Annotated in this window: 33 protein-coding genes and 1 tRNA gene; 19 read left to right on the top strand and 15 right to left on the bottom strand. The window is 68.2% G+C overall.

What is annotated here, in order from left to right; genetic code table 11:
- Positions 1-12: 12 nt before the first annotated feature.
- Positions 13-627, top strand: coding sequence for a DedA family protein (locus ACFW22_RS14160; RefSeq protein WP_386403222.1), 615 nt, complete (start codon positions 13-15; stop codon positions 625-627).
- Here the strand turns inward: ACFW22_RS14160 and ACFW22_RS14165 are convergent.
- Together ACFW22_RS14165 and ACFW22_RS14170 are read right to left on the bottom strand one after the other, a co-directional pair.
- Positions 587-850 (bottom strand): DUF2277 domain-containing protein, encoded by a 264-nt coding sequence (locus ACFW22_RS14165; RefSeq protein ID WP_386402995.1) that lies wholly within the window; start codon positions 848-850, stop codon positions 587-589. The genes ACFW22_RS14160 and ACFW22_RS14165 overlap by 41 nt on opposite strands.
- Positions 851-1078: 228 nt before the next feature.
- Complete coding sequence (locus tag ACFW22_RS14170; protein WP_384876728.1) at positions 1079-1303, bottom strand: hypothetical protein; 225 nt, start codon at positions 1301-1303, stop codon at positions 1079-1081.
- A gap of 188 nt (positions 1304-1491) precedes the next feature.
- Between ACFW22_RS14170 and ACFW22_RS14175 the strand changes: the two genes are divergently transcribed.
- Positions 1492-2250 carry a GntR family transcriptional regulator gene (locus tag ACFW22_RS14175; RefSeq protein WP_386402998.1) on the top strand — a complete coding sequence of 253 codons (759 nt, stop codon included), beginning with the start codon at positions 1492-1494 and terminating at the stop codon, positions 2248-2250.
- On the opposite strand, the gene ACFW22_RS14180 is transcribed toward ACFW22_RS14175, so the two are convergent.
- The 3 genes from ACFW22_RS14180 to ACFW22_RS14190 form a co-directional block, all read right to left on the bottom strand.
- Positions 2192-3001 carry an MBL fold metallo-hydrolase gene (locus ACFW22_RS14180; RefSeq protein ID WP_386403001.1) on the bottom strand — a complete coding sequence of 270 codons (810 nt, stop codon included), beginning with the start codon at positions 2999-3001 and terminating at the stop codon, positions 2192-2194. The two genes, ACFW22_RS14175 and ACFW22_RS14180, sit on opposite strands and share 59 nt — an antisense overlap.
- 73 nt (positions 3002-3074) lie before the next feature.
- Entirely contained in the window at positions 3075-3608 is a 534-nt protein-coding gene (locus ACFW22_RS14185; protein ID WP_386403004.1) for a DUF4231 domain-containing protein, read from the bottom strand.
- A gap of 149 nt (positions 3609-3757) precedes the next feature.
- Complete coding sequence (locus ACFW22_RS14190) at positions 3758-4294, bottom strand: flavoprotein (protein ID WP_386403007.1); 537 nt, start codon at positions 4292-4294, stop codon at positions 3758-3760.
- Positions 4295-4589: 295 nt separating this feature from the next.
- On the opposite strand from ACFW22_RS14190, the gene ACFW22_RS14195 reads away from it, so the two are divergent.
- Positions 4590-5156, top strand: coding sequence for a S1 RNA-binding domain-containing protein (locus ACFW22_RS14195; RefSeq protein WP_386403010.1), 567 nt, complete (start codon positions 4590-4592; stop codon positions 5154-5156).
- Between the two features lie 1423 nt (positions 5157-6579).
- Here ACFW22_RS14195 and ACFW22_RS14200 read toward each other — a convergent pair.
- The 4 genes from ACFW22_RS14200 to ACFW22_RS14215 form a co-directional block, all read right to left on the bottom strand.
- Positions 6580-6870: a hypothetical protein gene (locus ACFW22_RS14200; RefSeq protein ID WP_284579360.1), complete on the bottom strand. Its 291-nt coding sequence runs from the start codon at positions 6868-6870 to the stop codon at positions 6580-6582.
- Between the two features lie 92 nt (positions 6871-6962).
- Positions 6963-7370: a hypothetical protein gene (locus ACFW22_RS14205; RefSeq protein ID WP_386403014.1), complete on the bottom strand. Its 408-nt coding sequence runs from the start codon at positions 7368-7370 to the stop codon at positions 6963-6965.
- A gap of 66 nt (positions 7371-7436) precedes the next feature.
- Positions 7437-7760, bottom strand: a complete 324-nt coding sequence (locus tag ACFW22_RS14210) for a hypothetical protein (RefSeq protein WP_386403017.1) — start codon at positions 7758-7760, stop codon at positions 7437-7439.
- A gap of 10 nt (positions 7761-7770) precedes the next feature.
- Entirely contained in the window at positions 7771-8529 is a 759-nt protein-coding gene (locus ACFW22_RS14215; RefSeq protein ID WP_386403020.1) for a GntR family transcriptional regulator, read from the bottom strand.
- Between the two features lie 79 nt (positions 8530-8608).
- On the opposite strand from ACFW22_RS14215, the gene ACFW22_RS14220 reads away from it, so the two are divergent.
- The 5 genes from ACFW22_RS14220 to ACFW22_RS14240 all read left to right on the top strand — a co-directional run bounded on the left by ACFW22_RS14220 (position 8609) and on the right by ACFW22_RS14240 (position 11055).
- Positions 8609-8887 carry a hypothetical protein gene (locus ACFW22_RS14220; RefSeq protein ID WP_386403023.1) on the top strand — a complete coding sequence of 93 codons (279 nt, stop codon included), beginning with the start codon at positions 8609-8611 and terminating at the stop codon, positions 8885-8887.
- Positions 8888-9158: 271 nt separating this feature from the next.
- Positions 9159-9422 (top strand): hypothetical protein, encoded by a 264-nt coding sequence (locus ACFW22_RS14225; protein ID WP_386403026.1) that lies wholly within the window; start codon positions 9159-9161, stop codon positions 9420-9422.
- On the top strand, positions 9391-10086 hold the full coding sequence (locus ACFW22_RS14230; protein ID WP_386403029.1) for a GntR family transcriptional regulator: 696 nt from the start codon (positions 9391-9393) through the stop codon (positions 10084-10086). Before ACFW22_RS14225 ends, ACFW22_RS14230 begins: the two co-directional genes overlap by 32 nt.
- Positions 10083-10430 carry a hypothetical protein gene (locus ACFW22_RS14235; RefSeq protein WP_386403031.1) on the top strand — a complete coding sequence of 116 codons (348 nt, stop codon included), beginning with the start codon at positions 10083-10085 and terminating at the stop codon, positions 10428-10430. Before ACFW22_RS14230 ends, ACFW22_RS14235 begins: the two co-directional genes overlap by 4 nt.
- 478 nt (positions 10431-10908) lie before the next feature.
- Entirely contained in the window at positions 10909-11055 is a 147-nt protein-coding gene (locus tag ACFW22_RS14240) for a hypothetical protein (RefSeq protein ID WP_386403034.1), read from the top strand.
- Between the two features lie 71 nt (positions 11056-11126).
- Here ACFW22_RS14240 and ACFW22_RS14245 read toward each other — a convergent pair whose 3' ends face one another.
- The 5 genes from ACFW22_RS14245 to ACFW22_RS14265 all read right to left on the bottom strand — a co-directional run bounded on the left by ACFW22_RS14245 (position 11127) and on the right by ACFW22_RS14265 (position 14499).
- Positions 11127-11510, bottom strand: coding sequence for a hypothetical protein (locus ACFW22_RS14245; protein WP_386403037.1), 384 nt, complete (start codon positions 11508-11510; stop codon positions 11127-11129).
- On the bottom strand, positions 11503-12813 hold the full coding sequence (locus ACFW22_RS14250) for a caspase domain-containing protein (RefSeq protein WP_386403040.1): 1311 nt from the start codon (positions 12811-12813) through the stop codon (positions 11503-11505). Before ACFW22_RS14250 ends, ACFW22_RS14245 begins: the two co-directional genes overlap by 8 nt.
- Before the next feature lie 116 nt (positions 12814-12929).
- The gene (locus tag ACFW22_RS14255; RefSeq protein WP_386403034.1) at positions 12930-13076 is read right to left on the bottom strand and encodes a hypothetical protein; all 147 of its coding nucleotides are present in this window, start codon (positions 13074-13076) and stop codon (positions 12930-12932) included.
- 602 nt (positions 13077-13678) lie between these two features.
- Positions 13679-14032, bottom strand: a complete 354-nt coding sequence (locus ACFW22_RS14260) for a hypothetical protein (RefSeq protein ID WP_386403043.1) — start codon at positions 14030-14032, stop codon at positions 13679-13681.
- Positions 14029-14499 (bottom strand): NUDIX hydrolase, encoded by a 471-nt coding sequence (locus tag ACFW22_RS14265; RefSeq protein ID WP_386403046.1) that lies wholly within the window; start codon positions 14497-14499, stop codon positions 14029-14031. The genes ACFW22_RS14260 and ACFW22_RS14265 overlap by 4 nt, the downstream gene beginning before the upstream one ends.
- 60 nt (positions 14500-14559) lie before the next feature.
- On the opposite strand from ACFW22_RS14265, the gene ACFW22_RS14270 reads away from it, so the two are divergent.
- From ACFW22_RS14270 to ACFW22_RS14320, 11 genes are all read left to right on the top strand, one after another.
- On the top strand, positions 14560-15297 hold the full coding sequence (locus tag ACFW22_RS14270; RefSeq protein WP_386403225.1) for a GntR family transcriptional regulator: 738 nt from the start codon (positions 14560-14562) through the stop codon (positions 15295-15297).
- Between the two features lie 138 nt (positions 15298-15435).
- Positions 15436-15780, top strand: a complete 345-nt coding sequence (locus ACFW22_RS14275) for a hypothetical protein (RefSeq protein ID WP_030688073.1) — start codon at positions 15436-15438, stop codon at positions 15778-15780.
- Between the two features lie 3 nt (positions 15781-15783).
- The gene (locus tag ACFW22_RS14280; protein ID WP_386403049.1) at positions 15784-17139 is read left to right on the top strand and encodes an FtsK/SpoIIIE domain-containing protein; all 1356 of its coding nucleotides are present in this window, start codon (positions 15784-15786) and stop codon (positions 17137-17139) included.
- Between the two features lie 83 nt (positions 17140-17222).
- Positions 17223-17918 (top strand): DUF2637 domain-containing protein, encoded by a 696-nt coding sequence (locus ACFW22_RS14285; RefSeq protein WP_386403052.1) that lies wholly within the window; start codon positions 17223-17225, stop codon positions 17916-17918.
- A gap of 14 nt (positions 17919-17932) precedes the next feature.
- Positions 17933-18109 (top strand): hypothetical protein, encoded by a 177-nt coding sequence (locus ACFW22_RS14290; protein WP_386403055.1) that lies wholly within the window; start codon positions 17933-17935, stop codon positions 18107-18109.
- Between the two features lie 3 nt (positions 18110-18112).
- On the top strand, positions 18113-18304 hold the full coding sequence (locus ACFW22_RS14295; protein ID WP_386403058.1) for a mobile element transfer protein: 192 nt from the start codon (positions 18113-18115) through the stop codon (positions 18302-18304).
- A gap of 19 nt (positions 18305-18323) precedes the next feature.
- Positions 18324-18482: a hypothetical protein gene (locus tag ACFW22_RS14300; protein ID WP_107425749.1), complete on the top strand. Its 159-nt coding sequence runs from the start codon at positions 18324-18326 to the stop codon at positions 18480-18482.
- An 11-nt stretch (positions 18483-18493) separates the two neighbouring features.
- Positions 18494-18820, top strand: coding sequence for a SpdD-like protein (locus tag ACFW22_RS14305; RefSeq protein ID WP_386403061.1), 327 nt, complete (start codon positions 18494-18496; stop codon positions 18818-18820).
- A gap of 88 nt (positions 18821-18908) precedes the next feature.
- Complete coding sequence (gene repSA, locus ACFW22_RS14310) at positions 18909-20306, top strand: replication initiator protein RepSA (RefSeq protein ID WP_386403063.1); 1398 nt, start codon at positions 18909-18911, stop codon at positions 20304-20306.
- Positions 20303-20512, top strand: a complete 210-nt coding sequence (locus ACFW22_RS14315; RefSeq protein WP_148002459.1) for an excisionase family DNA-binding protein — start codon at positions 20303-20305, stop codon at positions 20510-20512. Before repSA ends, ACFW22_RS14315 begins: the two co-directional genes overlap by 4 nt.
- Positions 20512-21648 carry a tyrosine-type recombinase/integrase gene (locus ACFW22_RS14320; RefSeq protein WP_386403067.1) on the top strand — a complete coding sequence of 379 codons (1137 nt, stop codon included), beginning with the start codon at positions 20512-20514 and terminating at the stop codon, positions 21646-21648. Before ACFW22_RS14315 ends, ACFW22_RS14320 begins: the two co-directional genes overlap by 1 nt.
- A gap of 100 nt (positions 21649-21748) precedes the next feature.
- On the opposite strand, the gene ACFW22_RS14325 is transcribed toward ACFW22_RS14320, so the two are convergent.
- Positions 21749-21823: transfer RNA gene (locus tag ACFW22_RS14325), tRNA-Val, on the bottom strand.
- Positions 21824-21970 lie beyond the last annotated feature (147 nt).

Here is a 21970-nt window from a genome sequence, read left to right on the forward strand (position 1 = left end):
CTGCTCGACGGCATGGACTTCCTGCAGTCGCTCACCGCCGGCCCGTGGATCTATCCGGTGGTGGCGGCGTCGATCCTGCTCGACGTCTTCCTTCCCGTGTTGCCGAGCGGCTTCTTGGTGATCACCGCAGCCACGGCGGCAACGGCGACGGCGACCGTGGTCTCCCCCGGCGTGCCCTCGCTCTTCCCCCTGCTCCTCTGCGCCGCGACCGCTTCGGTGCTCGGCGACTTCCTCGCCTACCGCCTGGCCCGGAGGGGCGGTGCCAGGCTGGACCGCGCCCTCGCGCGCTCGCGCCGCCTCGCACTGGCGCAGGAACGTCTCGGCACCACCCTCGCCCGGGGCGGCGGACTGCTCGTGGTGCTCGCGCGCTTCGCCCCGGCCGGACGCTCGGTGGTGTCCCTGGGCGCGGGCGCGGCGAAGCGGCGGGTCAAGGAGTTCCTGCCGTGGTCGGCCGTGGCGGGGGTGACCTGGGCTTCGTACAGCGTGGGGCTCGGCTGGTTGGGCGGTCAGTGGCTCGGCGCGACCTGGTTCAGCGCGGGGGTGTCGACCCTGGCGCTCTTCCTGGCCGGCGGCCTCTCCGCGTACCTCATCCGGCGTCCGAGCGCAGCTCCTGCTCCGGCGTCCTGACGGCCCCGGGGCGCGCACCGCGCACCTCCAGGCCGTCGAGGAGCCTCGCCGTCGCCCCGGCGATCTCCTCCACGGCCCGCTCGAAGACCTCGCGGTTGTGGGCGGCCGGGGCACGGAACCCGGAAACCTTGCGGACGTACTGCAGGGCTGCGGCGCGGATGTCGTCCTCGGTGGCCTCCTCGGGCAGGACGGGCGGGCGGAGCGTCTTGATGCTGCGGCACATGCCCCCAGTGTGGCGCGCCCCACTGACATCGACGCCGGAACTCGGGTTCCGGTGGTCGCGCCCCTGCCGCTGCCCGACGACCGCGAGGTCTTCGAGCGGGCCGTGGACGGCCGCCGGGGCAGCGGTCGAAGGGGTCGGCGGCCGGGAACGGCGACCGTGGACAGCGGTCGAAGGGGTCGGCGGCCGCGAGGACGGAAGCCCCGGGCGCCCCGGCACCGCCGCACCGCGTCAGCCGCCGAGCCCCCTCCTGCTCCGTGCGTTGATCTCGGCGGTGCGGGCCCGCAGCTCGTGCAGGGGCGTGGCGGCCTGGACGTCGACGGGGTCGGCCTCCCACTCGGCACCACCGTGGACGGCGCGGATCAGACAACGCCCGGAAACGCTCCGCACGTAGAAACCGACCCGCCCCGTGGCGGTGTCGCGGACGAGGTCACCGACCTCGGGCAGTGACTGCACGCATCTCCTCCGTCCCGGTTCCTGAAGCCTGGGGACATTCAGGGAAGCGCGACGACCTCGCCCTGTCAACGTATCTCTAGAGATGTCCCCCGATGGATGGATCGACCGGGTGGGACGGCGCACACGTGTGCACCCGGGTCGGGGGGCGCGCCGTAGGGTGTCCCGCAGACGAAGGGAGTGGTCCACCCGTGACTGACCAGGACAGCGCTCGTCAGCCCAAGTACCAGCGCATCGCAGACGAGTTGAGAACCGCGATCCAGTCAGGCGACTTCGCGCCGGGCGACCGGCTCCCCGGCGAGAACGACCTCATGACGACCTACGACGTGGCCCGCATGACCGCCCGCCAGGCCCTCTCCGTCCTGCGCACCGAAGGACTCGCCGAGGCCCGCAAGGGCGCCGGCGTCTTCGTCCGCACCTTCCGTCCGCTGCGCCGCCGGGGCATCCCGCGCCTGGCCGGGGAACGGTGGGGCAACGGCCACTCGGTCTGGTCCACGGAGGTCGAGGACCGGGACCTCGTCGTCGACCGGCTGGAGGTGGGCGAGAAGCCCGCCGGGGACCGGATCGCACGGGTGCTGGACCTGGCGCCGGGCACCCTCCTCTGCGTACGGAGCCGCCGCTTCGTCCTCGACGGAAGGCCGGTGCTGCTCTCCGTGTCGTACCTCTCCGCCGAACTCGTGCGCGGAACGCAGATCGTCGAACCCGACACGGGCCCCGGCGGCACCTACGCCCGGCTCGCCGAGTTGGGGCAGCGACCGGTGCACTTCCGGGAGGAGATCCGCTGCCGGATGCCGACGGCGCACGAATCGGACCGCCTCGCCCTGGAGTTCGGCACGCCGGTGGTCCTCATCGAGCGCACGGCCTACACCGAGACCGGCAGGGCGGTGGAACTCAACGAGATGACCCTGGACTCCTCGTCGTACGTATTGGAGTACGGCTTCGACGCATGACGACCTCGCACCGCAGCCCGGGGGCGGCATGGGCGACGTCCCCGGGAAACTCGGCGGCGGCCTGGGCGACCGCGTCGGCCGGATCCGTCCCGGGGCCGACGTGCGTCACGAGGAGACGACCGACGCCGGCAGCGGCAGCACTCCGCCCGGCCTGCGCCGCCGAGTGGTGACCGGGCACGCCCCCATCGGCTTCGCAAACGAACAGGTCGCATTCCCGGGCGAGTTCGACGAGGGCCGGACAGGGCTCGCAGTCCCCGGAGTAGACGAGCGAGCGCCCGTCCGCCTCCACCCGCAGGGCGAAGGCGGGAAGGCCGCCGTGCTCCACGGCGCGGGAGCGCAGGGTCAGTCCGCCGACCCGCACGACGTGCCCGTCGTACAACTCCTCGATGGCGAAGGCCTCTTCGACGGGACTGCGATCAGGACCGTTGCTGAGGAAGTCGGCGAGCCGATCGGCGGTGCCGGGAGGCCCGAAGAGCGGCACGGGGAGCAGGAGGTCGAGCCCCGCGTACAGCAAGCCGTAGAAGGCGGTGAGCAGATCGGCGCTGTGGTCGGCGTGCAGATGGGAGATCCACACGGCGTCGACCTCCCCGAGGCCCACGTGCTCCTGCAAGGCCCCGAGGGTTCCCGTACCGGCGTCCACCCACACCCGGACGCCACCGCCCTCGACGAGGTAACCGGAACAGGCGTTGTCGGGGCGGGGAAAGGGGGTGGCGGACCCGAGGACGGTGATCCGCAGTGCGCCGCCGCTCATCCGCCGCCCCCGAGGACCGCCCCGACACGAGAGGTCGCGCGGTCGGCGGGTCGACGGTGCCGCTCCGCGCCGCTCAACGGGCTTCCGTCGTCTGCCGAGCCGTCGGGATCCCGTGCTGCTGCACGTCGGAGTTGACCTGCCCACCGAGGGTCATGACGTTCAGCGTGGCCGAGTTCTCATTGGCGATGGCCTTCTCGACGCGGGCCACGAGGACGGAGAACGCCTCCGACGCGGCCAGGTGGTGGTACGGCCCGACCTTGGTCTCGAAGTAGACCCGCTCGTGCCCGAGCAACTGCTCGGTCGAGCGGTAGTTCTTCCACTGCTCGCGGTAGCGGTACACGCTTTCCAGCGACACCGCGGCGACGACCACCACGCTCAGGGCGGTGGCCGTCACCCGCGCGAACGCCAGGTCCAGGTTCACGAACACCGGCACGAGCGCCCCGCCGACGACGGAGACGGTGCGCATCCGCAGGTGCATCGCCTTCATCCGGGTCGCCTTGGCGTCGTACCACCCCTGGTACTGCACGAGCCTGGTCTCGATGTACCGCTGCGGCGTCATCTCGCCGCACTGCAGGCCCGCTTCGGGCGCATCCCCCACCTCAGCCATGCCGGGAGTACACCGGCCGGGACACGCTCCCGTCAATTCGCCCGCGCTCCTTCGGGCGGTCGGAGGGGGCTGCGGGGCCGGGCGGGCCAACCCTCTCCGTCCCGCAGCCCGTTCCGGCCCCTGACGCACGGCACGGGACACCAAGGTCCTCAGGAGCGCCCTGCCTCCCGGACGACGTCCAGGGCCAGCCGCCACGGAAAGCGCGCCGGGTTCCCCTCCCCCGGCCGGTGCGGCGCGAACCCGTCCTCGCCGTACAGCACGGAGACACCGGCGCCGCGCAGCACCCCCAGGGACTGTTCGAACTGGGGGTGCTGCGCGTAGGCGGCGTTCAGGCACGGCATCGTCACCATCGGGATCCCCTTCCCGATGCCCTCCGCGACGACGCCGAGGACGAACTTGTCCGTGATCCCGAGTGCCCACTGGTTCACCGTGTTGAAGGTGGCCGGGGCGAAGAGGATCGCACCGGCCTCCGGCCACGCGTCCGGCTCACCGGGCAGCTTGTAGTCCCAGCGCACGGGGTGTCCGGTGAGCGCGGCGAGCCCGTCGAGCGAACCGGCGAGCCAACGGGCCGCCGTGGGGGTGAGCCCGAGGCAGACGTCCCAGCCGTCGGCCTGCGCGTCCTCGACGACCCGGGCGATGTCGAACACGGGCTCGGCAGCGCTTGCGAACAAGTACAGGGTGCTCATCCGCTCATCCGATCACACCGGCCCCGACCACCGGAAACGCAGGTACGACCGACACCGACACCGACACCGGGTCCGGCCCTGCTCCCGCTCTCGCTCCGGCTCCCGCTCTCGCTCCGGCTCCGGCTCCGGCTCCGGCTCCGGCTCCGGCTCCGAGCCAGCGCACGGCCGCCGTGAAAGTCTGGGCGGCATGGGGGGCAGCATCGACCCATCAGGACTCTCGGGAGTTCCTGGCAGGAGTCCGCATCGGCGACCTCTGCAGCGGAACGGTCTGGACGAAGGCCGAGCGCGGTCGGCCATGACCGCCACCGAGACCCCAGAGCCGCGGGCCTTCCTGACGCCGCGTCGCCCCGGCGAGATCCTCTCCGGCACGATCGCGGCCATCGAGCGGTTCGGCGGCCTCGTGGCGCTGGACGGCGGCCCCGACCACCCGGTCTTCCCCGGCATCGGGTTCATCACGCTTACCGAAGTGTCCTGGCAACGCTTTGAAGTGGCCACGGACGTCGTTCGGGTCGGGCAGCGCGTCTCCTGCGAGTTCCTCCCGTTCGACACGTGGAACGGAGAAGCCAGACTCTCCCTGAAGAGGACGCGAACGGATCCCTTCCAGGAATTCGCCGACGGCATCGCGGTCGGCCAAGGACTGCGTGGACGGGTCGCCCGAGTGCTCCCGTTCGGCGTCTTCGTCCGGGTCGCCGACGGCATCGAGGGGCTGGTCCACCTTCGAGAACCCGCATCGGCACCCGGGGCAGATCCACAGGACGTCGCAGAAGCGGGCGCCGAGGTGACGGTCGTCGTCACGGAAGTCGACCGGGTGCAGCGCAAGCTGACCCTCTCCCGGCAGCAAACGCCACCTGCCCCTCACTGACGGCGGCACGACGCCCACAGGTTCGAGAACGCCCCGGGCCGCGATGACCACGGATGACGGTGCCGGATGGGCATGCCACAGGCCCTTGGAAACCACCGAAGCTACAGGGGCCTTCGCGCTGTTGGGAGCAGACGGTCTCGAAAACCTCGTTCCCCGTGCTTCCCGCTCCACATCCGGCTCGTCCGGCGCACAAAAGGCTCGGGTGGTTGGTTCCGACCCCTACGCTGGTCCGTTGACCACCGCGGTTCGCGGTGGTGGGATGTCCTCATGTTCGGCCTTGGGATGAGTCTCTTCGTCGTAGGCATGATCGGCGTAGTCGTTGGCAGCAAAGGCCAACGCGGATGGAGCGCTTGGACGCGCAACCAGCGGGTGACGTGCAGCCTGGGTTTCGTGCTCGTGATCGTGGGACTCTACGTGGCGGACTTCGGCTGACCGACGCTGCCGACCACTCGCCCCGCTCCATCCCACCTTCACCGCAACGCTGCCGGCACCCGCCCACGAAGCCCGTCCATCTCGGAGCCTGAGCGCCCCCGCCGGAGGCAGCACCTTGAGCCGCACTCGCGCACCGACTTGGCCGCACCGCGGTTCTCCCCGCCCATCAACCCGAGCCGTCAGGCGTGCGGACGGCGGCCGGGCTGGAACGGGGCGGAGACAGGAGCGCAGGCCCGGGCGACGGGCCGCGCGCGGCGGGTGCCTTGAATGAGGTAGGGAAATTTTCACCGCACTCGTTCCGTGGTCCATGGAGGCGACGGCCCGGGGGCCCGCCAGGTGTCATAGACAACTGCGGGATCGCCCGGATAGGACCACGAACCCATCGTCCACAGGCGGTAGAGATGAACGCCTCCCGCGACCAGCGGCACGGCGAGGGGTGCCGCCTCGGGAGGGCCAGGAACGCAGCGCCTCACGCTCTTCCCGTACGGGCCGCCATGGAAGATCGCGTGCATCCAGCCCTCCGGCAGCCTGCCGGTCATGTCGAGAACGCCCTCCACCGCTCCCCCTACGACGGAATCACAGGACTGCCACTCGTCACGATCGGCCGAACAAACCCAGAGCCCACGTGACCATGGACGTCGATGCCAGATATGGACGTCAAAGGCCCCCAGCCAAGATCGGCTGGGGGCCTTTGCACTGGTGGGCGCGGACGGTTTCGAACCGCCGACATCTGCTTTGTAAGCCTGGCGCCGCTCACACAGCGGTCTTGGCTGGTCAACGGGCGTACACCGACGCTCCGGGCCCCACGCTTCCCTGCACCGCCGCGGACCCCAATTGACCGTGGTTGACTGCCCGATCTGGCACGGATCTGGCACGGGCCCTGGCGCCGACACCTGCCTTGCACGTTCGTCCACCGTGCCCCCGATCAGCAGCGGGCCACTGGTCACTCAGTTTTGGATGTCAGCTCCCGCGACAACCGCGAGGAACCTGGTCACTCTTCGTCGCTGCGCTCCAGGACCAGGCCGACGGACCCGTCTTCCAGCCCGTTGCCGTCTTCGAGGTGCAGATGGGCCCCATCGGGAACTCCTTCGCCTGCCAGCACCAGAAGGTGCCCGGCAAGCGTCCTGAGCCCCGCGGCGTTCGCCTCGATGACGACTTCGACCCCGAGGTTCCGCACCTCGATCCGGGCATCGGCGTCCCAGGTGAAGCGGAGCCCCGTGCCCTCAACGGCGGCCGTGACGTGAGTGCTCTCGATCGGCGCTGAGCCGGTTCCGGAAGTCATGGAACTCATGATGCCGCTGCACGGACCGGGTCAAGGGACCAGGGCACTTGTCCTCGTACGTAGAACACTGCGGGAAGTACAGGAAGCCACGGTCACCAGTCGCGCCATGCATCAGTGATCTCGGCCCGGTTCATGCCTCTCCTCTCCGCCAGAGCAGTCACGTCCACACCGTGCTCGCCCAAGGTGAGATCGATGTATTCGCACAGCTGCTCCCGCTCTTCGGTGCAGTAGCCAGCGCCACCATGGCTGTCGTCCCCGTCGACGGCGTTGAGCGCCAGAACAACCCTCTCAACAACCCCGAAGACCTCTTCATCGGAAGGCCCGACGAGCGCACATACCTCCGCCTCGAACGCCTCCAGCGCTGAGTCCGTCGCCCTCAGCAAGGATTCGGGGTACATCTCCGCCGCCCCGGCGCACTCGGGTTCCAAAATCCCGGTCTCGACGTCTCGGGCCACCTCCGCCATCCAGGCACGCCAGTTCTCAGGGGGTCTATTCGCCATGGCGAGAAACTACGCCGCAGCACTGACAACCCAGCTCACCTGGGGGCTCCCCGGTGCGGTTGCAGCTCAGGAAGGGCGTCCATCGGCGTGGATACCAGTTGTGAAAGCCGTAGCGTCGTCGTACTCGTGCCGAGCCTCGGGCATCAGGCCCGCACGTTCCTGATGGGTCAGTGGACACCCGATCCTCGTGGCAATCTGCCCGAGAGACTCACCCGTACTGGCCAGAACGATGTCCGGCGTCCGCGGGTCGCTGGCGACCGAAAGGAGCGCTCGACGGGCCTCCAGGGCATCGGACGCATAGAGATCCATGGCCGCGTCGTCCCGGCCTCCGGTGTCGGCCTCGATGTCGAGCAGCACCGAGATCAGGTCTTGTGTCTGCTGAGCATCCACGATGCCGTCCTTAACGGTTGATGGGGATCTCGTAGACAATCTCGCAGAGGGCGGCAGGGACGACGATGTCCGCCGTCTCAACGGGCCGTCCTTCGTCGCTGTAGTACGTCCGCCGAATGTGGGTGACGAGCGAGGCTTTCTGAATCCCGAGAAGAGACGCCTCCTCAGCAGTGGCCTGCCGCGGCTCCGGCTGCTCGACGGCATGGCCGACGGTAACGCCGATCTGAGCCATCCGGTTCACGACGCCGGCCCCGGCGTGTGGCCCGCCCTCGGGAAGGACGACGAGAGTTCCGCCGGTGAGGTCGTACGGCTCCCAGCTCGTCGACAACTGCGCGGGCCGACCGTCGGCGAGGAACTCGTACACCGTGCGGACGCACAGGTCGCCCTCGACGATGCCGAGCCGTGCGGCGATCTCCGCCGGCGCCGGAACCTTGGCCTCGGTCCGACTCTCCCAGTCACCCTGCTTGCCCAAGGCCTTCATGTCGGCTCGGAACGGCGAAGCGTCGCTCTGCTCACGCGCTGATGAGCGGACCACGCGCACACGCTGACGGGGCTCCGCGACGTACGTTCCGGATCCCGCCCGCCCCTCCAGGACCCCTTGGGAGATCAGCAGCTCCTGCGCCCGACGGACGACGTTCTCGCCGACGCCGCACTCCTGGCCGATCTGGGCACGCGAGGGGAGCCGGTCTCCGGGCTCCCACTCGTGCTCCGCGATCCTCCGCCGGAGTTCGTCAGCGATGCGGAGATACGGCGGCTGCTGCTCAGGCATATGGAAAATCTAGTCCACTAGCCCTAATCTAGTTAACTAGCTTCACGCAACGTGATCCCTTGGCGACGGAGGCTCTCCTGTGCCCGCTTCGGCAGCAAGCGCGGAAGACATCGCCGCCGAGTTGTCCACTCTCGGACTCACCACGCGCATGGAGGAGCACGCCCGTCACACGTGGATCGAAGCGGAGGTGCCGGAATCGCTCCCCGCCGAAACATGGCGGGAGGCCTTGGAAGTGGTGGCGGAGGCCGATCGATTCGGACTCCAGGCCAGCAGCTTGAACGGCCGCACCTTATGGGCCGCCGTACACAGAATGGCCCCCGCGACGGGCGATGTCCGGGGACCTGGCCATCAGCGATAGGAGCTGATCAGCGTGTTAAACCGTATCTGCCGCGCAGTTGGGTGCACCAGAGTGCGCCCTTTAGGGCCGCCGTGCTTCGTGCCGCCGGAGGTCAACTGATGTATGCGAAAGCCATCCCCTACCGATCGAGCTCGTGTCGGATCGGCACGCACCACGAGTGCGCGCAGTCCTCACCCTCCCTGGCACCGGTCGGCATCCCCGTGATCTACGAAGTGTGTGACTGCCCCTGCCACCCGACTGCCGGCCGGGAAGCGCCGAAGGAGGCGACCCCATGAGGAGCTGGACGCCGAGCGGCGTGCTGGCCTCCAACGTCGAGATCACCTCGGCCAACGTCCAGCGGGGCGACGTCATCCAGATCGGCGGCCAGCCGTGCCGCGTGGCCGACCTCATCCAACTTCCAGGCGGCACAAAGCGACTCCTCTTCGAGTCGGGCGAACTGCTGACCATGCACTCCCGAACCCGGCTCATCGCCCTGCGGATGCAGAGAGTTGGTGATCAGCGCCGTGGCCTCTCGCCGTCACGTCATCGCCGATGACCTCAGGGCACAGATCACGACCGGCCACATCAAGGCTGGCGAACGTCTCCCCTCCGAAGCCCAACTCGCCGCCCGCTACACGGTCAGCACGCCGACCCTGCGGAGCGCCCTCGCGCTCCTCCAAGCCGAAGGCCTCGTCGAAAAGGTCCATGGCAAGGGCAACTTCGTCCGTCTCCCTCTTCGCAGGATCACGTACCTCGGCGGCGGCTCGGCACTGCCGACTCCGGGCTTGCAGATCAGCGTCCGCACCACCAGAATCCGGGCGCGCGGCCACTTGCCCGTCTTGCTGCGGGTGCCGGCTGGCAGTCCCCTCACCGAATTCCAGTGCCTGAGTCACGACGGAACCTCGCCGCACAGCCTGTCCCGCGTCTACATCCCCCGCGATCTGGCGCCGGCTGTCAGACCCGACGAGTCGACCTGGCCCACATCCGTGGCGACGCCACTGGCCGAGGTCGAGGAGAGACTCTGCGCTCGCCTCCCCACCCCGATGGAAGCAGCAACCCTCCGAATCAGCCCGACCCTCGCCGTTCTGGCGATCACCCGCGTAGCGACCGACACCGCCGGCCGCGTCGTCGAGGCCGCGCTCCTGGCCCTCCCCGGCGACCGCGCGGAAGCCGTCTTCACCACCCACCACACGCCCGAAGGCAGAAGGGCCGAAGGATGACACCCCACAACGAGCTCCGACTCCTCCCATGGTCAGGCCCCGACGGCAAGCCCTGCTTCCTGAGCACCGACGGCACCGGCGGCCCCTTGTCCCGCCTGGCCGACCACACCGAAGCCGCCCAACTCGACGTCGCCGCCGAGCTCCTGGAGCACGCCCAAGAGGTACTCGCCGACGAGTCGTCGGCCCCGGAAGAACTCCGTCTCGTGGCGTCAGACCTCACCGGCGCCCTGCGAGACGCACTCCGCGTAGCCGCAAGCCGCGGCCACCGCCTCCCGACGCTGGGCACCTCCGACCACGGAGACAGCAACGAGGCCCCCCACCTGTCGGCAGGCGCCTTCGGCTAACAGTCACGCGCCACAACGACACGAAGCCCCGGGCCAAAGCCCGGGGCTTCGTGCACACGGCTCCGGAGGGCGCGTGAACCTTTGGCTTCTATGCAGGTCAGCGGCCTGCGAGTGGGTGGCCAAGCGCTTTCGGTCCACAAATAGGCCGTATCCGGCGACGTACACGGTCATCTGCTCGGCCGCGCCAACAACCTCTTGCCCTAGTCGTGCTCCGACCTGGGGCGTTGTCTGATTGATTGCTTGTGACCTGCAGTCGAAGGGCCGCCCGTTGTCACGCTCGGCCGCCGTTGGACACCCTTCAATGGCCCACAGGTAGCCCAGGGCCCTTCCTCTAGGTTCGCCCCACCCCACGACCTACCGAGCAGCCAGTGTCAGACCCCCCAGGGCACAGTGGGGCATCGAGGTCGTCCACCACATCAGGGACACGACCTTCACCGATGACGCATCCAAGATCCGGACCGGGCACGGACCGGAGAACATGGCCACCCTGCGCAACCTCGCGATCAACACCCTCCGCCACGCCGGCCACCGCAGCATCGCCGCCGAACTCCGAGAGATCTCCCACGCGCCATTCACCCGCCCACTCGACCTGCTCGGACTGCCCCTGACCTGCACCGCAACATGATCAACCAGACAATGGTGATGGCGATCTCTAAAGAGCGTCACCGAGGATGGGTGAACCGATATCCGGGTGTTTCACGACGCGTCAGGGTTCACGCTCTCCTGAGTCACCCCTTCCGCCTGCTGCAATAGTTCTACATAACGGGAAAGCGTAGCTGCATCCTCGTTTCCGGTGATCTCTACGGAAATAGATCCAATTCGCAGCACTACGGGACTCGTTGTCGATGGCTGAGTCTTGCGCCACCTCTTTACCGAGTCGATTGCCCCCGGAAGTGCTAGCACGCCCGAAACGATGATCGCGATAATTGCGACCGGGTCAGCAAGTACGCCTTCGCGCTCTTTGCCGGTCGACCTCAATTCGGCGCGCTGGACTGCGCCGTCGCGCATCAACCATCGACGCAATGAGTCTGCTGCCCGCGCATCGTCAACCGGAGCTGTTAGCAAGATCCCGTCACTCACGATTTCTCCTTCTCTCCTCTCGCCCCTCAATGAGAGGTGTAGTGAATTGATGGATCGGAATGGATCGCAGGCTTTTCCAGAGCGTAAAGATGAAGCAATTTACGCCGAATCCGATAGCGCCTGCGTCCCAGCCCGAAAGTACGCCTGTGAGGTAGAGCGTCAAAAAAACTGCAGTGGTCGCGAGAATTCCAGCCCACAGCAATTTTACGAACATGCCGTAGATCCGCCTTTGGATCCAGTCCATGCTCTTGGAACCCAAGTGTGAAGTGGCTAGACGCTTTTCAGGCTTGGCCCGACTGGCATACGCAGAGGCATCGAAGGATCGGTTAATGGTGAGGGGGATTCGGCTTCCATCGTTTCTGGCCTGGCGCTCAGGAACTGGATAGTCGTTATCTCGGCACGATTTTACAATCGCTTCGAATAGCGAATCGGCGTCCAGCACCTGGGGGCCACCCGGTACGCCATCTTCTAGCAAGCGTAGGAATTCACCGGTGAAGGTTGTATAAGTGGAGCCCTGGGGTGCCAGGGATTCCTCCGTTGCCCCAGATGAAGCCATCACGTAACTTCCCTTGATGGCCATAAGTCCGGAGTCGAACGTAGCGAGACTGTCGAGTCCCGATCCGCTGTAGCAACTATCGAGTACGACCAGGCGACGCCCTACACCTGATTCAGCGATCTGTTCCCGCAAATCGTCGAATTTTAGGTAGGTATAGTAGGCGTGTGGTCGGGAATTAGAGAGCGAGAGGAGGAGTCGCCCAGTGGTCGGATGTGGTGTCCCGTGCCCCGCGTAATAGAAGAAAAGTGAACTGGGGTTGGAGCGAGCCGTCTCATCCAGTATTTCGAGAATGGTGCGGGCATCCGTTGGATTCTCTAGTACGATGCATCGATCCTCGGGGATCCCGACGACTGGAGAGGTTAAGATGTCTCGCATTCGTGCGAGATTGTTTGAAATCGCCGGCCGGTTTCCGAGGTGCGCATATGAGTGCACGCCGACAAGAATTGCAGCTCCGAACTTCCATTCAAGAAGGGATCCGAGAGGCGGCTCCTCCCTTGACTCGCTCCGCGTCTGGAGCTCCCGCAACTCTCTCATTGCCGGAAGGGAAGAACACCCAGAAAGTTCCGAAAGTAGATGGATGAATTCCATCATTCGATCGGGTTCCGATAGGTCACCCTTCATCCAGGCGGCGACGGTTTCGCGGTCAACGCTGAGCTTCTTGGCCAACACTGAGAACCCAGGGGTATTCGCGGCCGCGTAAAGCTTTACTAACTCCCCTTGGAGGCCCATGGAGTCCCCCTCCAACATGCGCTCCTCCCTCACTCATCCGTGATCGATCGGCAGAGTCAGCAGTCAACATACCTGGAGATGGGGAGAGTTGCGCTCCGTGATGTCAGGGCAGGGCTGATTCATTGTCTGGTTGATCATGTTGCGGTGCAGGTCAGGGGCAGTCCGAGCAGGTCGAGTGGGCGGGTGAATGGCGCGTGGGAGATCTCTCGGAGTTCGGCGGCGATGCTGCGGTGGCCGGCGTGGCGGAGGGTGTTGATCGCGAGGTTGCGCAGGGTGGCCATGTTCTCCGGTCCGTGCCCGGTCCGGATCTTGGATGCGTCATCGGTGAAGGTCGTGTCCCTGATGTGGTGGACGACCTCGATGCCCCACTGTGCCCTGCAGGTTCTCGAAGCCGCCGAGACTATGAATCAGCCCCGGGATCGCTACCTACACCGGATGCCGGATCTTCGCCCACCACTTACCCCAACTCCCATCCCGTCTGTCGTCGACCCACACACCGTGGAGCAGGCGCGGTGCCGGGCGTCCAGGTGGAGCGCGCCACTGTACGAACGACCTGGACGCCCGGTGCCGTGTCTGCTCGGCTCTGCCTGGGTCGACGGCAGACGGGATGGGAGTCCCCCACCTCAACAACCCACGGGCCGGCACCCGCCCATGAAGCCCCCTCCATCCCGGAGTTTGAGCGCCCCCGCCGGAGGCATCGCCCTGAGCCGCACTCGCGTACCGCCTCGGCCACGTCGTGGGTTCGTCACCCATCAACCCGAGCTGTCAGGCGTGCGGACGGCGGCCGGGCTGGAGCGGGGCGGAGACAGGAGCGCAGGCCCGGGCGACGGGCCGCGCGCGCCGCGCCGTGCGCGGCGGGTGCCTTGATGAAGTAGAGAAAGTCTTACCGCGCTTGCGGGCTTCGCTCCGCTTTGAACTCGCTCAGCAGGTCGAAGAACAGGTCGATGCCTGCCCTGTCGCTTGCTTCCGCGGCCTTCGTGATCTCGATCGCCCACCCCAATGGGCTGGCGTACGTGTGGCCAAGTCGCGGCCACAGCCACTCGGCGAACAGGCCCTGGTGCTCGAAGTCCGTCATGGCTTGGGGGCCGTGGATCTCGGATGCGACTCGGTAGCCGTACAGCATTGCCTGGAGCTCCAGGCGGGAACCGGCGCGCACGAACATCCCCGGCCGTATGCGGACCTGGTCCAGGAAGTCATAGACGTCGTGCCACTCGCTGATGGGCTTCGCGCCGGTCATGCGGACGTGCCCAAGAGGTGGCGGCCATCGTGGCTTCGGACGTGGGGGCCGTTTCCGTCCAGGGCGTCCAGGAGGCGGATCGCGTAGACCTCGGCCATGCGCTCCTCGACCTCGGCCGGCGTCAGCCAGTCGACCGCGGTGGACTCGGCTGAGGTTCGCTCGGTGCCGCCGGAGGGCTTGCAGCGGAAGACCAGGGCGACGATGCCGCGGGTCGTGTTCTTGTACACGCCCGTCAGCTCGTCCACCTCGACATGGATGCCCGTCTCCTCCAGGACCTCCCGGGCGACGCCCGCTTCCGGGGCCTCGGTGAGTTCGAGGACTCCGCCAGGGAGTTCCCACGTGCCGTTGTCCGCTCGGCGGATGGCCAGGAGGCGGCCGTCTTCGCGCACCACCGCCCCGGCCACGGACACCGAGTGGAGTGGCGTTGACTTTGTTCCCGCGCTCCCGTTACTCATGTACAGGAGCATAGGAGAGTGGGTAGGACCGTGGGAACTCCAGCAGGAGCCGGCAGGGCCGTACCTCGGTACGTGCAGATCGCCGACGAGATCGTTCAGCAGATCCGGTCCGGCGTACTCAACGCCGGTGACATGGTGCCCAGCGAGTCCGAGCTCGTCGAGCGGTACGGGGTCGCCGGTGGGACCATTCGGAAGGCCATGATCGAGGTGCGGGCCAGTGGGCTCGTCGAGACCCGGCACGGCAAGGGGTCGATTGTGAAGGACCGGCCTCCCGTGCGGCTTCGGTCTTCGGATCGGTTCCGCGCTTCTCACCGGCGGGGCGGTAAGGCGGCCTACCTCGCCGAGTCCGAGCAGTCCGGCGCCACGGCCAAGGTCAGCGTTCTCTACATCGGGCCCATGGAGGCGCCCGCGGACATCGCTGAGCGGCTTGGTGTCGAGGTGGGGACGCAGGTGCTCGCGCGCCGTCGGCTGTACTTCCGGAACGGGACGCCCGTCGAGACCGCCTCGTCGTACCTGCCGTGGGACGTGGTGAAGGACATCCCCGAGCTGTTCGCCGAGAACCCCGGCCCGGGTGGCATCTACGCCCGGCTCGAAGACCACGGTCACACCTTCGCCGAGTACGTGGAGACCCTCCAGGCTCGGCCGGCCGCGAAGGCGGAGGCGTCCGAGTTGGCTCTGAGTCCTGGCGCCCCCGTGATTCAGCTGGTGCGGGATGCGGTGACCACGAAGGGCCGCGTCGTGGAGGTCTGCGACACCCTCATGGCCGCTGACCAGTTCGTCTTCCAGTACCGGATCCCTGCGACCGACTGACGCTCGCTCAACTCCCCTCAGCCCGCTGCGGTTTCTTACCGTGGCGGGTTGACTCATGTACAGGAGTGGTGCACTCTTCTTCATGTCACTCCTATACAGGAGTGAAGGAGTCCAACCTCTATAGAGGAGTGATCCACTGTGCGTCAGATCCCCGTCGATACCTCCGCCGCGATGGTGATGGTGGCCCAGCCCCCGGCCCCGAAGATCGCCAATCGCCAGACCGGCGAGATCGCCACCGACCGGGACACCGGTGCCCCGCTCATGACGGTCGACGTCATGTTCGTCATGGACGGCAACGCCGAGATCCTCAACCTGACCGTGCCCAAGACCGGCATCTCCGAGGAGCTGTCCATGGGCACCCCGGTCGCCCTGACCGGCGTCGTCGCCCGGCCGTGGGAGAACGAGTTCAACGGCCAGAAGCGCCACGGCATCAGCTTCCGCGCCGTCGCCGTCACCTCGCTCGCCGCGGCGAAGGTCGGCTGACCCGTGACCGCCTTAACGGTCACCCTCGCGCTGGTGGCCACGGTCGCGCTGCTGCTGCGGTGGCAGCGTCCGGCCTGGTACTGGATGAGTTTTGGTGTCGTCTTCGCGGTGGTGCGGATCCTTGCCCGGTACGCGTCGGTCATGGACGCGTGTGGGCTGACCGTCCCGCCCTCGCGCTGGCGCCTGGCGCTGGCCCGGATGACTGGCCGGCCCGTTCCCGACTCGCGGGCGCCCCGGATCCTGCGGCTGCGGCCGACGCGTACCGGGCTCGTGCTGCGGGTGAAGCTGCGGCCCGGTCAGGATGCGTTCGACTTCTCCGCCGCCTCGGACCGGCTGCGGCACTCGTTCGTCATGCAGAACGTCACCACCCGGGAGGTCCGCTCGGGTGTCGTCGAGCTGCGGATGACCGGATACGACGTCCTCAAGCGGGTCCAGATGCCCGCGGCTGCCCGTGCTGGGGTGATGCGCGTTCCGGTCGCCATGCGGGAGGACGGGGAGGTCTACTACCGCGACTACCGCCAGACCCCGCACGCACTGAACGTCGGTGCCACCCAGTCCGGGAAGTCCGTCTATCAGCGCAACCTCGTCGCCGCGCTCGCCATGCTGGATGTCGCCCTCGTCGGGATCGACTGCAAGCAGGGAGTCGAACTCGCCCCGCTCGCACGGCGGTTCACCGCGATAGCCGACAACCCTGACGCCGCCGCCGACCTCCTCGACACCCTCGTCGAGCACATGGAGGACGTCTACCAACTGATCCGCCGCGAGCAGAGATTGAGTGCGGACCTGCCGGATGCGGAGATCACCGCCGACATCTGGGACCTGCCCGATCACCTGCGACCGAACCCGATCGTGCTCCTGGTCGATGAGGTCGCCGAACTCGCTCTCTTCGCCACGAAGGAGGAGGAGAAGCGGCGGGATCGGATCATCACCTCCCTCGTCCGGCTCGCCCAGCTCGGCCGCGCTGCCGGCATCTACCTGGAGATCTGCGGGCAGCGCTTCGGCTCCGAGCTCGGCAAGGGCATCACCATGCTCCGTGCCCAGCTCACCGGCCGGACCGCTCACCGCGTCAACGACGAAACCTCCGCCAACATGGCCTTTGGCGACATCGCCCCGGACGCCGTCCTCGCCACGGTCCAGATCCGCACCGACCGGCCCGGCACCGCTGTCGCCGGCGACTCCTCCGGTGGGTGGGTCCGTATCCGTACTCCCCACCTCACGCTCCGGCGGGCCGTGAACATCGCGAACTCCCACGCTCACCGCACGCCCGAGATCCCCGCGCTGGACGCCTTCCGGCCCGTCCTGCCGCCCCTGGGCAAAGCCGCGGCACCCTCGACCGTCACGGCTCCTGCGATCGCCTGAATCCCCTCGCTCCACGGCGGCGTGACCGCTTCACGCCAGGTCCCTACCCCGCCCATGCCCGAAACCGGAAGGAGGACCCCCCGATGCGTCCCATCCGCCGACCGGACGCCGTCCTCATACAAGCCGTGATCGCCGGCGCCCTGTCCTTCGCTCACCTCCACGACCTGGCTGCGGCTGCCGGACAGTCCGGTTGGAAGGCTTGGGCCTACCCGGTCTCCGTGGACCTCCTGCTCGTCGCCGCCTGGCATCGGCTGCGGACCTCGCGGGCTGCCGGTGTGCCTGCCCGCTCGGCCTGGACGTGGTTCATGGTCGCCTTGGCAGCGTCGCTCGGTGCGAACGTCGCCACCGCCGGGCTTCTCGACCTCGGCCACGTTCCCGCCTGGCTGCGCATCCTCGTCGCGGGCTGGCCCGCCCTCGCGTTCCTCGGCGGCACACTCCTTGTCCACTCGCCTGGGCATCCGGTGGCGCCTGCCGAACCCGACACGACCACCGAGCAACCCTCAGCCGTGGAAGCCGTCATCGAGCGGGATGACGTAGCCGAGCCTGCGCCGGAGATCGACGCCGCACCGGCCCTCCCCTCACCGGAGCCGATCCCGGAACCCGCACCAGAGCCCGACCCCGCCCCCATCTCGGTACCGCCGGCGCTCGTCGCTCACGCCCGGAAGGTCGCTGACGACTACCGCGCCCGCACCGGCTACCCGATCGACGCCGACACCCTGCGCGCCCGCCTCGGCGTCCCGCCCCCGATGGCCAACGCCATCGCCGCCCAACTCGCCTGAGAAGGAGATCGACCATGCGTGACTCGACCCGGCGCGCCCTGGAGCGCTCCGCCGAGCTGACCCGGAACAACCGCCTGGTGGAGGCCATGGCCACCGCAGAGCCGGTGATCACGGCCGCCGATGAGTTCGAGTCGGCCGAGATCCGTCAGTGGCTCATCGACCACGCCGACGACTTCACCGGCGAGGCCTGAGCAATGGCCGCTCGCGACCACTTCCACTCCGTGATGCGGATCGGTCCGGTGCAGATCGGCACCCACCGCGATCGCCACGGCCGCACCAAGTACGCCTCCGTGTGCACGTCCGACGGATGCGGCTGGTCCGCCGAGTACTCCAGCTCCTCGGCCGCCCAGCTCGCCGCCCGCACCCACCGCTGCAAGCCCCGCTGACCTCGAAGGAAACCCCGTCATGGACGTCCCGCTCTGGCTCGCCCTGATCGTCGTCGGCGGTCTCGGCATCAAGCTCATCCGCCCGCCCTGGTGGCTCGTCGCCGTGATCCTCCTCGGCGGCTACCTGCTCGCCGACAGCGTCCTCGCCCCTCTCATCGACACCACGATCAGCAAGTAGGGAGAACCGTCATGTTCCAGCCGCGCATCCCGGTCAACCCGCTCCCGACCGGCATCGTCACCCCGCTCGTCCAGCAGACCTCGTCGGCCGACATCGAGCCGGCGGCCTGCAACCATCACCCCGCCCCGGCCCCTGGTCCCAGCCCGGCGCACTCCTCCGCCGTGCGCCTCACCCCGGCCGGCCTGGCCGTGGCCGTCGCCGGCGGCGTCGGAGCTGTCCTGGTCGTCGGCACGGTTCTGGTGTCCATGCTCCTCGCTGTCGCCGTCAGCGCCGCCTCGGTCGCCGTGTGCGCCGTCGTCGTGCGCTCGCTCCTCAACGGCCAGCACCGGCGCCGCTAGTCGGGCCTCCGGGCGGCTCAACCGCCAAGTCTCCGCCGCCCGGAAGCCCTGCTCCCACCCAGCTCGCAGAACCAGAAGGAAGCACTCCATGATGACCGTCCCAGCTGCCTCGTCGGCGGGATTCGACACCGCCACCCTGGGCGACATGCTCCTGGTGGCCGGGGCTCCCGGCTTCGACCGCTGGAAGGAGCAGATCCACCGCACCGGCGGCTGCTCCCACCCCATCCACCTCCAGGGCTGGACCCTCGCCCGGGACAAGACCACCGGCGAGACCCTCCACCGATACTCCACCGACGCCGAACCGGGCGCACGGCTCCGGATCGCCTGCGGCAACCGCCGAGCCTCCCGTTGCCCCGCCTGCGCCTGGACGTACGCGGGCGACACCTTCCACCTCATCCGCGCCGGCCTCGCCGGAGACGCCCGCCGGGACATCCCCGCCACCGTCCGCGATCACCCCCGCGTGTTCCTTACTCTCACCGCCCCGTCCTTCGGACCGGTCCACAACCGTCCCGGCACCCGGCCCTGTCGCTGCGGCGCCCGCCACTCCGAGGACGATGCTGCCCTTGGCACGCCGCTCGACCCCAACTCGTACGACTACGCCGCCGCCGTCCTCTTCAACAACCACGCCGGGCAGCTCTGGCAGCGGTTCACTACTCGCCTCCGCCGGGAGATCGCCGCCGTGGCCGGCCTCTCGCAGAGGGAGCTGAAGGAAGTCGCCCGCATCTCGTACGGGAAGGTCGCCGAGTTCCAGAAGCGGGGCGCCGTCCACTTCCACTCCGTCGTCCGCATCGACGGCCCAGACGGCCCCGACTCCCCGCCGCCGTCGTGGGCGACCACCGAACACCTCACCGACGCCATCCGCGCCGCCGCCACCCACGCGTACACGACCGTCACCGTCCCCGCCACTGGCCATCAGCCGTTACGTCGCCTCCGCTGGGGCACCCAGCTCGACATCCGGCCCGTCAAAGCCTTCGGTGACGGCTCCGACATCACCGAACAGGCCGTCGCCTCCTACATCGCCAAGTACGCCACTAAGGCCGCCGAGACCACCGGCAGCCTCGACCGCCGCATCGGCAACCGTGAGGCCCTGGTCCTCCTCGGCGTCCCCGACCACACTCGCCGCCTCGTCGAAGCCTGCTTCGACCTCGACCCGCTCTACCCCGACCGCCGCCTCCTCGCCTGGGCTCACATGCTCGGATTCCGCGGCCACTTCTCCACCAAGTCCCGCCAGTACTCCACCACTCTGAGCGAGCTCCGCCAGACCCGCGCCGACTACCGCGCCGCCCAAGATCGCACCGCCCGCGGCCTCGACGACATCGAGCCGGACACCGTCCTAGTCCTCACCTCCTGGTCCTACGTCGGCCAAGGCCACTCCCCTGGTGAGGCCGCCCTCGCCGCCTCCATCGCCCGGGACATCCAGCTCAACCGCGAAACCGCCCGCGAAGCCCTACGCGACCAACTCGCCCTGGAGGGAGCACCCGCATGACCGACCGACTGCTGACCGTGGGCCAGGCCGCCGAACTCCTCGGCACCACCGAGAGGTTTCCGCGTCGGCTCATCGCCGAGCGCCGGATCGCCTTCGTCAAGGTGGGGCGGCATGTCCGCATTCCTGAGCGGGCCTTGGAGGAATTCGTTGTCGCCCATACCGTCCAGCCGATCACTACTCGTCGACGATTCGCGGCGGTGGCCTGATGGCGAACGGCAAGGGAAAGCGGCGACGCTTCGGTGCCGTACGCAAGTTGCCGTCAGGACGGTTCCAGGCTCGCTATCAGGGACCCGACGGGATCACGCGATCGGCTCCCGAGACGTTCGCCTCGCAGACCGACGCCGATCGGTGGCTCGTCCGCAAGGAAGCGGAGATCATCGACGGCAAGTGGAAGAACCCGGACGACAAGGTTCTCTTCGGGGTGTACGCCGACGCCTGGTTCAAGGAGCGCGACTATGCCGCGACCACCCGCGAACGCAACGGCAGCGCGCTGCGCCTCCACATCCTGCCGACCTTCGCGGAGGTGGTCCTGAGTGAGATCACCACACCCCAGATCCGTCGCTGGCGTGCCGGCCTCCTGGAGTCGGGTGTCGGCGAGCCGACGGTCGCCAAGGCGTACCAGATCCTCCGCGCCATCATGAACACCGCGGTCGACGACGAGCTGATCCAGCGCAACCCCTGCCGCATCAAGGGTGCCGGAGCGGCCAAGACGGCCGAGCGGCCGTTCCTCGACGTCACCGAGGTCTTTCAGCTCGCCGACGCCGTGCCGGCGCGCTTCCGGGTGTTCATCCTGCTGGCAGCCTTCACCGGGCTCCGCTTCGGGGAGCTCGCCGCGCTTCAACGGCATGACGTCGACCTTGACCGGCGAACCGTCGCAGTACGGCGTTCCCTGGCCGAGACCCGTACCGACGGCATCCTGGTCAAGACGCCCAAGAGCGCGGCCGGTGTGCGCACTGTCGCCTTCCCGGCCTCGCTAGCGGAAGTCCTTGCCACTCATCTCGCCGTCTATGCCGAGCCCGGTCGGACGGGGCTGGTCTTCACCGGAGCCCGCGGCGGGCAGCTGCGCCGGAACAACTTCCGCCGGCTGTGGCTGCGGGCCCTGAAGGCCACCGGCCTCCGAGACGTCCACTTCCACGATCTGCGCCACACCGGGAACACCCTCGCCGCGACCGGCGGCGCCACGACGCGTGAGCTGATGCAGCGGATGGGGCACTCGTCGGTGCGGGCCGCGCTGATCTATCAGCACCTGGTGAACGGTCGTGACCAGGCGATCGCCGACCATGTCGACGAGCAGATCAAAAAGGTCCGGCCTGCGGAGTCCGACGAGTCATCTGGCACGTAACTGGCACGACGCCCCTCCCCCGCTTCCCCGCCCAAAGAACGAACAAGGCCCAGGCCCCCGGTTCAGTACCGGTGACCTGGGCCTTTGTCGTACGACCTACTGGTGGGCGCGGACGGTTTCGAACCGCCGACATCTGCTTTGTAAGAGCAGCGCTCTACCCCTGAGCTACGCACCCGTGGAAGGGACAACAGCGTACATGGCCCGCGGGGGGATGCGGCACAGGGAGGTCTTCGGTGGGGCGGGGGGTGGGGGTGGCCCCACCTTCGGGGCGGTGGGTCGCACCGTGGTGACGGGGGGTAGCGGGGCCCTACGTTCGGGGGGG

It is taken from the genome of Streptomyces sp. NPDC058872 (assembly GCF_042743065.1).
Classification (GTDB): domain Bacteria; phylum Actinomycetota; class Actinomycetes; order Streptomycetales; family Streptomycetaceae; genus Streptomyces.

Coding starts and splice junctions, on each gene's coding strand:
- ACFW22_RS14160 (WP_386403222.1), top strand. CDS start 13: ATGGACTTCCTGCAGTCGCTCACCGCCGGCCCGTGGATCTATCCGGTG.
- ACFW22_RS14190 (WP_386403007.1), bottom strand. CDS start 4,294: ATGAGCACCCTGTACTTGTTCGCAAGCGCTGCCGAGCCCGTGTTCGAC.
- ACFW22_RS14295 (WP_386403058.1), top strand. CDS start 18,113: ATGGCCGCTCGCGACCACTTCCACTCCGTGATGCGGATCGGTCCGGTG.
- ACFW22_RS14315 (WP_148002459.1), top strand. CDS start 20,303: ATGACCGACCGACTGCTGACCGTGGGCCAGGCCGCCGAACTCCTCGGC.
- ACFW22_RS14215 (WP_386403020.1), bottom strand. CDS start 8,529: ATGCCTGAGCAGCAGCCGCCGTATCTCCGCATCGCTGACGAACTCCGG.
- ACFW22_RS14195 (WP_386403010.1), top strand. CDS start 4,590: ATGACCGCCACCGAGACCCCAGAGCCGCGGGCCTTCCTGACGCCGCGT.
- ACFW22_RS14185 (WP_386403004.1), bottom strand. CDS start 3,608: ATGGCTGAGGTGGGGGATGCGCCCGAAGCGGGCCTGCAGTGCGGCGAG.
- ACFW22_RS14265 (WP_386403046.1), bottom strand. CDS start 14,499: ATGCTCCTGTACATGAGTAACGGGAGCGCGGGAACAAAGTCAACGCCA.
- ACFW22_RS14300 (WP_107425749.1), top strand. CDS start 18,324: ATGGACGTCCCGCTCTGGCTCGCCCTGATCGTCGTCGGCGGTCTCGGC.
- repSA (WP_386403063.1), top strand. CDS start 18,909: ATGATGACCGTCCCAGCTGCCTCGTCGGCGGGATTCGACACCGCCACC.
- ACFW22_RS14235 (WP_386403031.1), top strand. CDS start 10,083: ATGACACCCCACAACGAGCTCCGACTCCTCCCATGGTCAGGCCCCGAC.
- ACFW22_RS14205 (WP_386403014.1), bottom strand. CDS start 7,370: ATGGCGAATAGACCCCCTGAGAACTGGCGTGCCTGGATGGCGGAGGTG.
- ACFW22_RS14305 (WP_386403061.1), top strand. CDS start 18,494: ATGTTCCAGCCGCGCATCCCGGTCAACCCGCTCCCGACCGGCATCGTC.
- ACFW22_RS14285 (WP_386403052.1), top strand. CDS start 17,223: ATGCGTCCCATCCGCCGACCGGACGCCGTCCTCATACAAGCCGTGATC.
- ACFW22_RS14260 (WP_386403043.1), bottom strand. CDS start 14,032: ATGACCGGCGCGAAGCCCATCAGCGAGTGGCACGACGTCTATGACTTC.
- ACFW22_RS14180 (WP_386403001.1), bottom strand. CDS start 3,001: ATGAGCGGCGGCGCACTGCGGATCACCGTCCTCGGGTCCGCCACCCCC.
- ACFW22_RS14320 (WP_386403067.1), top strand. CDS start 20,512: ATGGCGAACGGCAAGGGAAAGCGGCGACGCTTCGGTGCCGTACGCAAG.
- ACFW22_RS14165 (WP_386402995.1), bottom strand. CDS start 850: ATGTGCCGCAGCATCAAGACGCTCCGCCCGCCCGTCCTGCCCGAGGAG.
- ACFW22_RS14255 (WP_386403034.1), bottom strand. CDS start 13,076: ATGGCCACCCTGCGCAACCTCGCGATCAACACCCTCCGCCACGCCGGC.
- ACFW22_RS14200 (WP_284579360.1), bottom strand. CDS start 6,870: ATGACTTCCGGAACCGGCTCAGCGCCGATCGAGAGCACTCACGTCACG.
- ACFW22_RS14225 (WP_386403026.1), top strand. CDS start 9,159: ATGAGGAGCTGGACGCCGAGCGGCGTGCTGGCCTCCAACGTCGAGATC.
- ACFW22_RS14290 (WP_386403055.1), top strand. CDS start 17,933: ATGCGTGACTCGACCCGGCGCGCCCTGGAGCGCTCCGCCGAGCTGACC.
- ACFW22_RS14250 (WP_386403040.1), bottom strand. CDS start 12,813: ATGTTGGAGGGGGACTCCATGGGCCTCCAAGGGGAGTTAGTAAAGCTT.
- ACFW22_RS14240 (WP_386403034.1), top strand. CDS start 10,909: ATGGCCACCCTGCGCAACCTCGCGATCAACACCCTCCGCCACGCCGGC.